Raw genomic sequence first — 1,593 nt, 5'->3', positions numbered from 1 at the left:
TCCCGATAGCTATCCATAGCCGTCAAGCTAACAAAAATAGAAACAGCTAGGAAGATATTGAAAAGGGTGTAGTATTCCCTTGGAATACTTAGTGTTCTTTTCCATATTTATATAAGATTTAGTGTACTAATAAGGCAGGTTATTCAATGAACGGTTGGGTTTCCCTGCCTTATTTTCTTTAATTTAAGTATATTTAGGAGAAGAACAAAGCTGAAAATCAACAATTTATCGATAAATACCTTGATAAATTCAAGTCTTTTTTCGAAGATTCATTCGATACAGATTCCCTAAACAAGCTTGCCAGAAGCCATCAGTTCGTGCAGAGGAAATCTGTTCTGGACGGGAAAAGATTTCTTGAACTGCTTCTTTTTTCAGAACGGGACACCAAGCTTCAAAGCCTTGAGGATATAGCCCTTGATTTTTCGCAGTATTATGGAACCCATATTTCCAAACAGGCCATTCAGGAACGGTTCAATGATTCTGCAGTCCGTTTCATATCCGCAGTCCTTCAAGACCAGCTGGGTAAAAAAGCAACCGCTGTCTTAACAGCCGAAAATGCCTACAGGTTTGACAAAATACTCATCAAAGATTCCACAAGGTTTAAATTGCCCAAGAGGTTCAGAGAGGATTTTAAGGGACACGGTGGCTTTGGGGTTGACTCACAGATAAGCATCCAGTTCGAATATGACCTGATAGCAGGAGGTGTTGCTGACCTGAACATCACCCCTGCCAACAGAAATGACCAAAAGGATTCCAAGGAAAGCCTGGATAGGATAGAACCGAACTGCCTGTATATTAGGGATCTTGCCTATGTGAGTCAGGAATATATCGACCGGATCGGCCAAAACCATTCATATTATGTAAACAGGCTCAATACAAGATGGACCGTTCTGGATAGCGAGAAGAAGCCATTGGACTTTGTGAAAATCGAAAAGAAACTAAGTAAAAATGGATTCAGATGGATTGAAATCGATGTATTGATAGAAAAAGGCAAAAAACTGCTGCCTTCACGGTTGATATTGGAAAAGGTCAGTGAGCAGACCTACAGGGAAAGGATAAGGAAGGCTGAAAGGGCCGCAAAAAGCAAAGGGTACTCCCTCTCAGATGATTACAGGGCCAAAACAAGACTCAACATGATCATCACCAATTTACCAAAGGGGTGGGCAAACGCAGAACAGGTACGGAAGACCTACAGTCTGAGGTGGCAGATAGAGCTGATATTCAAAACGTGGAAGTCACAGATGAAACTTAATAGGGTCAAACCTGTAAGAATCCAAAGATTTAAATGCCAGCTTATAGCCAAAATGATATGGATAATGATAAACCGCAGGTTTTTGGCGGCAATAGAAGACCTAAGTGAAAAAGGAGAAAAGCCTATAAAACTCAGCGAATGGAAGTTTTTCAAAACTGTGATGAGACTTTCCAACGAAATGAGAAAGGCCGTATTTTATAGTGAAAACCTGGAAACCTGGCTGGTAAACCTGTTTGAAACTGCAAAGAAGAAATGCAGGGCAGAAACCAAAAAAGGCAAAAACAACCATCTTGAAATTCTAAATTTCTTCTTAGCTTGACGCTTATGGATAGCTATCGGGA

1 protein-coding gene is annotated in these 1,593 nt (G+C 40.5%); it reads left to right on the top strand.

Annotated elements, in window-relative coordinates; all coding sequences use genetic code 11:
- Positions 1-227: 227 nt before the first annotated feature.
- On the top strand, positions 228-1,571 hold the full coding sequence (locus tag MMU05_RS22975) for an IS4 family transposase (protein ID WP_336246995.1): 1,344 nt from the start codon (positions 228-230) through the stop codon (positions 1,569-1,571).
- Positions 1,572-1,593 lie beyond the last annotated feature (22 nt).

Origin of the sequence: Cognataquiflexum rubidum, from assembly GCF_022538115.1 — a bacterium.
In the GTDB taxonomy this organism is placed as follows: domain Bacteria; phylum Bacteroidota; class Bacteroidia; order Cytophagales; family Cyclobacteriaceae; genus Cognataquiflexum; species Cognataquiflexum rubidum.
This window is presented reverse-complemented; position numbering and strand designations above follow the sequence as displayed.